Source organism: Paenibacillus sp. P4_A7, assembly GCF_056402455.1.
Genome location: NZ_JBFUHJ010000270.1, coordinates 1 through 7,527, shown reverse-complemented (window position 1 = coordinate 7,527; position 7,527 = coordinate 1). Strand labels below are relative to the sequence as shown.

Here is a 7,527-nt window from a genome sequence, read left to right as displayed (position 1 = left end):
GTTTATATGGAGAAGAAGGAGTCAACTACAATAAAACCGCAGAAGGTTATGAATGGATTGCTCCATATGACGATCAAACAGAACGGGCTAAAGCGAACATCGGCCTAAGCTTCGGTAAACATATGAGTGACTATGATTTGGAAACGGAGATGTCTATGAAACCGGAGGTTAAGCCTCTATATGACGACGCTGTTAGCAAAGCTGTTGGGAAGTATGATATTCTGGCGCCTACTTTAAGACCATTAAAAGATCAATATAGTACAGATCTGGGGATATTAACTCAGAAAACCTATATTGATATCATAACAGGGAAGAAATCAATAGATGAATTCGATAATTTCGTTAAGGAATGGAAGGAAAAAGGCGGAGACAAAATGATCGAAGAATCACAAAAAATTTATGATGAGATTTTTAAATAAAAAGTAAGCAGGTGTACAATGATGGCTAAATCGTTGATTGAAGTCAATCCTTTGCAAGTCACGTCTTTATATACGAGGGAAATGGAAACTAGAATCGAGGGGCTGATTGTAGGCCCTTCGGGCTCAAATCTCGAGTTCTATCAAGACGGGGAGGTAAGCTGGAAGGTTAAAGTTAAAGAAGACGGCTATTATGAAGTTTTGTTATGTGTGTCTTCCAATTCCTTGGATATAACCTGTATGGTAGAGGCAAATGGCCAGCAAGCCTGTGGTGAGCTTCAAGAGGTGAATGGCTTTTTTGAAGGATATCCACTTATGAACTATGAAAGAATCAGTACTTCAGGTCAAATTCTACTAATGGCTGGAGTGAATACAATTCGACTCCGCATGAAGGGATTCACTTCCGAAAGGCAGGCACATCTTTCGTCGATAGAACTGGTCCCTCTTAAGGCTAAGAAGGAAATTGAAGAAATAAACGAAAATGTCATTTCGCAAAGAGCAAACACCGATTGGATGGTTGCGTCCCGTTATGGGATCATGTTTCATTGGACTTCTCAGTCTCAACCTCGTCATGGAAGCAAGTTGAGCTATACAGAGGCTGTGCAAAATTTTGATGTAGAAAATTTCAGTCAAATGGTTGAAGATACCGGAGCGGGATTTGTCATATTCACACTAAATCATGCCGATCCCCACTGCCCTGCACCCATTCGCAGTTGGGAAGAAGTGCATCCAGGTTGGACGACTGAGAGGGATCTGATACGTGAGGTCGGAGAAGCACTCAGAGTAAAAGGGATACGATTAATGATCTATATTGCCTCCCATACCATGGGTGATTTGTTCGAAGTTACCCGTGATCAATATGTGGAGAGTCATGAAAATCTATTAACGGAAATCGGTCAAAGATATGGTGATTTACTTTGTGGTTATTGGTTTGATGGATGGTACCAAGCCTACGAACGATTTGGGCATTTTCCTCTCGAACGAGTTTATCAGGCTAGTAAAGCAGGAAATCAGGATCGTCTAATTGCCTTTAATTTTTGGATATATCCTTCAAGTGTGCCTTATCAGGAATATTGGGCAGGAGAGGTTGCGAGTCCTGGGAAGCTTCCCGCAGAACGGATATTTGAGGATGGTGCAGGGAAAGGACTCCAATACCAAGCTCTCCTTATCATGGATGCGCCTTGGGTTCATTCCGAAGTGGAGACAGAAATGGCTGATCCTCGTTTCTCAGCGGAGGAATTGAACCTGTATATTAACAAGTGCAGTGAAAAGGAAGGCGTTGTTACGATTAATTTGGGAATCTACCAGGATGGCAGTATTGGTGAAAAAACGCTAGGTGTGATGAAAGAGTTAAAGGCGCTTCAGAGGAATTAGAGAATCGGGCTGGGATAAATCCATAAGGATAGAAGCCCCAGCCCGTATATATTAAAACTATGAAGAGGTTATTCAGTACTGTTAATTGGTAACTTTATAGTTATGATTGTGCCTTCGCCTATATTGCTTGTGATTCTTATACCGTATTGTATTCCGTAAATAATTTTTATTTTCTCATTTGTTTCTTGGATACCCAGGCCATTTGTATGTGATTTATTCGCAAATAGTATGTCATCTATTTGTTCAGCATTCATTCCAACACCATTATCCTCTACCTCGAGCATAAGAGCTTCTCCAGTGGTATATGTCCGAATAATGATTTTTCCTAGGCCGGATGAAGGCTCCAGACCATGGAGAATGCTATTCTCAACAAAGGGTTGGAGAATAAAATTAGGAACAGTAATCTGGTTTAAATGAGCATCCGTTTGAAAGGAAAATTCAATCTGATTGCTATAGATGGAATTCTGAATGAAAATGTAATGCTTTAAATTTTCCAGTTCCTGCCGCAGACTTATAAATACACCATCCTTATTAATAGTGCTTCTTAAAAAAATGACTAGTGAATCTAACATATCGCTAATTATTGATTGGTCATTCTGCAGGGCGGTATGCTTGATTGAGTTTAAAGTGTTATATAGAAAATGAGGATTAATTTTAGCCTGCAGCTTGCCAATTTCCATTTCTTTTCTTTGGATTTGAGTTTCTTGCAGTTCTTCATTCGTATGTTTATTTTTTTCAATCAATGAAATGAATCCGCTTTCTATTTTCAATAGCTCGTAGATGGGATGGTTTTTAATATTTATCTTTTTATAATTCGTTTCGATGTCGTTAACAAAGCTAACCATATGTTGGAGAGGTAGAGATATTTTTCGATAGATGATGATAAGGAATGCAGCGAATATAGTTAAGCAGATGATAATAATAACAATGGAAAAATTTCTCGCTTTCTTAATTTCAGCTGTTAGCGAGTCTAGTGGAATTTGCTGTACAACGACCCATCCAAATTTATTAGGGGAAGAACGGGTTACTAAGTATTTAATATCATTAATGGACTGCTTCCCATATTGTAAGTCTTTCTGCAGTGGCTCTAATGGAATTGTGCTGTTTGATAGCTGCTGATTGGATGATAAGAGAATCTTTCCGCTGCGGTCCACTACAGATAGATAAGCTCTATTGCCGGTATCTTTAAAGAACGGCCCCATGATCTCGGAATCAAAAGCAATAAAAGCAACTCCAATGACTTGGTAGTTTTCCTTACTAAAGATAGCTTTTGAAACGTTGAAGGTATAGGAAGTATTAAAAATACTTTGATCCAATTCTAGACCTGCCCAATGTGTTTCTTTCGTAYTAGATAAAGCAGCGTTGTACCATGAACTATTAAGAAGCTTTTTTTCATCAAAAAAAACTTTTTTATTATAGAAATAATAACTTTGATTCAAGTGGGTTATCAGGACATTATCAATAGGAAGCTCTTTGTTCGAATCAATCAAATTATCAATTTCCAAAAATTGTTTTCTTAATGTAGAATCATAAATACGGACTTCTCTGCTGTTAAGTAAAGATTGGACCTCATCACCAGCAGATAAATGTAAGAGAAAATTCTCGATACTATCTGCTTTTTTCTCAACAATCATATTTTGATGCTCTACGACATCTAGCATATGCGTAGTAATCTTTTTTTCAATCATATCGGCAGCATACAAATAATAAATCGCTCCGGATGTTAATGTAGGAATAATGATAAAGAATATAAAAGAAACAATTAATAAGTTTTTAGCTGTTGTGAACTTTTTGTTTAATATGATCAGTATTATCAACTCCCGTATATGGGTTTCGCACGCTGAATCCTTTATGTATTCATTATAGTAAAGGATGGGGGAAATGAATATGATAAGAATTGTTATTGTAGATGATGAGCAGTATATTCTTGATTTTCTATTAAATGAAATCGAATGGAAATCATTTAACATGGAAGTCATAGGTTCCTTTTCCAGTTCAATAAATGCTCTCGAATTTATTAAACAGAATGAGCCTGATCTGGTTATTACAGATATGATTATGCCMCAGATGGACGGAAACGAACTGATTGCGGAAATAAACCGGTATTCGCTGAAAGTGAACTTTATCGTTCTTAGCTCCCATAGTAATTTTAAAGTTGTCCGAGATGCTTTCCGAAATGGCGTTGTTGATTATGTATTGAAGGACAATTTAAATAAAGGCCAACTCTTACCTTTGCTTCACGAATACCATAAAAATTACAGTACCAATATCAATGAAGCGTTTAAGGAATATTTCAAATTAAACTATTGGGATGAATTAGAGATATCGGATAAGCATAAATTTATTGTGCTGTCTTTATACTTCACGAGAAAGACAAGCAATGTCCCCTATCAAAAGATAGGAATCCAGTTAGCAGCACTGAATCAAGGCTTTATAGGTTTAAAGTGGAAGGGATGCTATTTTGTAGTCGGTTATTGGATAGATGGATTGGATCAGCAGCCATTTTCTTTAGTCGAACAAGTAAGGAAGAGAATCCAAGCACTATTACCAGATCAGCTAGATACATTTCAGCTCGGTATGAGCAGAGTGGATGGATTTGACCACTTAAATGAATTATGTATGGAGGCAATGTGCGCATTAAATAGAAAGTTTTATTATCCCGATACGCTCTTATTTGACTCAGTTCTTTCGAATAAAAAAGAATTAGCTTCATTTTCGTTTGAGTCTTATCAAAAAAAGATAAAAACGGCTATCCAACAGTTTGACTTTATCGGGGTTTTGACCATCTTCACAGATTTTTTGAATTGGGAAAAGCAATATGAAATTGAAGAGCTAAGAGCAAAAGAATTTATTATTGATTTGATGATCTATTTTAATAATCAGCTGGACCATGAGGTAATCCCTACTTTATTAAAAAACGATGAAATATCGCGTGGAATCCATAATCTATCAACATTTTCTGATTTGCAGAATTGGATTTTTACACAAGTGAACAATGTTGAAAAACAATATTTCACTTCATTAAATACAAATAATTTCATACGGTTAGTAAAGATGTATATTGACCAAAACTTTCATTTGGAGCTTCGTAGAGAAGATATTTCTAAGAAGTTTTCTGTCAGTAAAGGATATTTAAGTAATAGATTCTCAGATGAAATGGGAATCACTTTGGTGCATTATATCAATCTCCTTCGTATAGAGCAGGCCAAGAGCTATCTTGCTGGTTCAGATTTAAATGTAACAGAGATTTGTGAGAAGGTCGGTTTTGTAAATATTGAACATTTTTCAAGAGTATTCAAAAAGTATGCAGGAGTTTCACCACTAAAATATAGAATGAAATGAGGATGCTCAAATGAATGAATCCGCCCATCTTATTTATGTTTCACCTCAAGGTAACGATGAAGCTGAAGGGACAAAAGCACAGCCTTTCACAACCTTAAAGAGAGCTCAGATTGAAGCAAGAAATGCTAGATCACAAGGCGAACTTATACGAGTTTTAGTAGAGGAAGGCACTTATTACTTAGAAGAGACCCTTCAGTTTAAGCCGGAGGATTCCGGGACTACAGATGCTCCTATCCGATATGAGGCTTTAGGAGATAACGTAGTGATTAGTGGAGGTGCTAGACTTCAACTTGAATGGAGTACATATAAAGGGGAAATCTTACAGGCTTCAACTCCCGAAGGTTTAAAACTTGATCAACTTTTTATTAATGGACAGCAGATACATATGGCGAGATACCCTAGCTTTTCGCAAGAAACTCGAATTATGAATGGCTATGCTGCAGATTGTATTAGTGAGGATCGAGTAAAGAGATGGAATAACCCAGAAGGAGGGTTCGTTCATGCGATGCACAGCCATTTATGGGGAGGTTATCATTACCTTATTACGGGGAAAGATGAGTCCAATCAGCTTCTGTTAGAAGGCGGCTGGCAAAATAACCGTCAGATGGGCATGCACAACGAGTATCGTTATGTAGAAAATATTTTCGAGGAATTGGATGCACCTGGCGAATGGTTTCATGATGAAAAAACAGGCATTTTATATGTTTATCCATATCCGAATACGAATCTACAGGACGCTGTTATCGAAGGTGTTCGCTTAGCTCACCTCGTTGAACTGATAGGTACAGAGGAAGAGCCTGTTCGGAATATCCATTTTAAAGGATTTACGTTTACTCGTACCTCTAGAACTTTTATGTTGAATAAAGAGCCTCTTCTTCGAAGTGATTGGACGACTTATCGGGGCGGCGCGATGTTATTGCGAGGATCAGACAATTGCGTCGTAGAGGACTGTCATTTTGATCAATTAGGCGGGAATGCCGTTTTTGTAGATGGCTATAACCGAGACTTCACGATTCGAGGATGCCACATCTCCAATGTCGGGGCTAATGGGATCTCTTTTGTAGGTAATCCAAGCTCTGTTCGCAGTCCGTTATTTGAATACCAGGAACGTCAAAACCTTTCAAATATCGACCTTACTCCAGGGCCGGCAACAAACGATTATCCATCGAATGGATTGGTTGAAGACTGCTTGATTTATCGGGTTGGACGAGTGGAGAAGCAATCCGCACCTGTACAAATATCGATGTCCTTGGACATCACAGTTCGGYATTGCAGTATTTACGAGACTCCTAGAGCAGGGATTAATATATCAGAAGGCACTTTTGGCGGACATATGATTGAAAACTGCGATGTGTTTGACACGGTTCTTGAAACAGGGGACCATGGATCCTTTAATTCTTGGGGCAGGGATCGATTCTGGCTATTGGAAGATGTGGACATGGATAAATTGAACTCAGAGGACGAAACAGACGGAACAGAGCGAAACAACCTTCCAACCTTGGATATGGTAAGGCCTAATATAATTCGTAATAATAGAATGCGATGTGATTATGGTTGGGATATTGATTTGGATGATGGATCAAGCTGGTATCATATCTACAATAATTTAAGTTTAGCCGGGGGAATTAAGCTAAGGGAAGGCTTTTACCGTGTTTGTGAGAACAATATTATGGTTAATAATTCTCTTCATCCGCATGTTTGGTTTAAAGGAAGCCGCGATGTAGTGCGAAACAATATCGTATTTACCGAATATGCACCCATACAATTGCCTGAAAAGTGGGGGCAGGAATGTGATTGGAATTTGCTACATGAACAAGACGCGAAGGAAGTAAATGCGGCTTCGCAGCTTCAACAACTAAGCGGAGCTGATGTACATTCCATTACAGCCGATGCGTTGTTTGTTGATCCATCTTCCGGAAACTATCAGGTGCATGAGAATTCACCAGCACTTGGACTAGGGTTTAAAAACTTTCCAATGGATGAGTTCGGGGTGCGTAAGGCTGAGTTGAAAAAGATTGCAAGAACACCTAAGCTTCCTCAAGTAGGTTATGTAGCAAGCATGTCAGGAAGACTTCCACAAAAATCCCAATGGGATGGCTGTAAAGTTAAAAACGTGGTCGGGATGGGCGAAGTCTCGGCAGCTGGATTGCCTTCTGAAATCGGAGTCGTCATTGAAACGATACCTTGGGGCAGCTGGCAGATGGATAAGGGCTTCCAGGTTGGTGATGTGATTCTTGGCATGAGTGGTGAGAAGGTCGATACGGTAGATGATTTATTTCGTATATATAGCAATCACGCCTCCGAAAATACATTACAAGTGATTGTATTCCGCGGACAGAGGGAAACGGAATTACTGTGTAAGTTTAACTAATGGTATGAAAAACGACAGGCTGCC

The 7,527-nt window shown here is 38.6% G+C and carries 4 protein-coding genes and 1 pseudogene; 4 read left to right on the top strand and 1 reads right to left on the bottom strand.

Annotation, left to right across the window (positions count from 1 at the left end; genetic code table 11):
• Together AC1DWN_RS23250 and AC1DWN_RS23245 are read left to right on the top strand one after the other, a co-directional pair.
• Positions 1-419, top strand: a pseudogene (locus AC1DWN_RS23250) (hypothetical protein); the annotation flags it as partial.
• 18 nt (positions 420-437) lie between these two features.
• Positions 438-1,790, top strand: a complete 1,353-nt coding sequence (locus AC1DWN_RS23245) for an alpha-L-fucosidase (protein ID WP_477561277.1) — start codon at positions 438-440, stop codon at positions 1,788-1,790.
• Between the two features lie 68 nt (positions 1,791-1,858).
• On the opposite strand, the gene AC1DWN_RS23240 is transcribed toward AC1DWN_RS23245, so the two are convergent.
• Positions 1,859-3,493: a cache domain-containing sensor histidine kinase gene (locus tag AC1DWN_RS23240; protein WP_477561276.1), complete on the bottom strand. Its 1,635-nt coding sequence runs from the start codon at positions 3,491-3,493 to the stop codon at positions 1,859-1,861.
• A 184-nt stretch (positions 3,494-3,677) separates the two neighbouring features.
• Here AC1DWN_RS23240 and AC1DWN_RS23235 point away from each other — a divergent pair, with 184 nt between their 5' ends.
• Entirely contained in the window at positions 3,678-5,132 is a 1,455-nt protein-coding gene (locus tag AC1DWN_RS23235; RefSeq protein WP_477561275.1) for a response regulator transcription factor, read from the top strand.
• Positions 5,133-5,142: 10 nt separating this feature from the next.
• Positions 5,143-7,503, top strand: coding sequence for a right-handed parallel beta-helix repeat-containing protein (locus AC1DWN_RS23230; RefSeq protein WP_477561274.1), 2,361 nt, complete (start codon positions 5,143-5,145; stop codon positions 7,501-7,503).
• Positions 7,504-7,527: the final 24 nt, after the last annotated feature.

Bases quoted from the DNA above. Each gene is read 5' to 3' on its own strand.
- AC1DWN_RS23245 (WP_477561277.1), top strand. From the start codon at position 438: ATGATGGCTAAATCGTTGATTGAAGTCAATCCTTTGCAAGTCACGTCT.